At 46.6% G+C, this 249-nt stretch carries 1 protein-coding gene; it reads left to right on the top strand.

The annotated features are described in order from the left end of the window. Nucleotides 1-225 (top strand): Mis12 domain-containing protein (locus SAY88_RS25400; protein WP_332635215.1); only part of this gene is annotated, 225 nt, incomplete at its 5' end. Between the last annotated feature and the right edge of the window lie 24 nt (nucleotides 226-249).

Below are 249 nucleotides of genomic sequence, written 5' to 3'. Positions count from 1 at the left end.
AATGTACAGTATCCGGAGGCGAAGCTCGAGATCGAAAATGGACTAAACCAGCTGGAGACGCTGCTTGAGGCTACTGTCGACAAGGCGTTTGACAAGTTCGAAATTTACGTGCTGAGAAATATCTTGACTGTACCAGAGGATTTGGTTGGTTGGATACGGCTGGGACATTATGAGGTAAATCCTGAGATTGGCAATTTACGCCTCATCTTACAAGAAGCTCGCTGACTGACCGCTTGTGATTCGACTAAC

This window comes from Halalkalibacter flavus, assembly GCF_036663575.1.
GTDB lineage: Bacteria > Bacillota > Bacilli > Bacillales > Bacillaceae_D > Halalkalibacter > Halalkalibacter flavus.
Note: the sequence above shows the minus strand (reverse complement) of the source record. Positions and strands in the feature narration are given on the sequence as shown.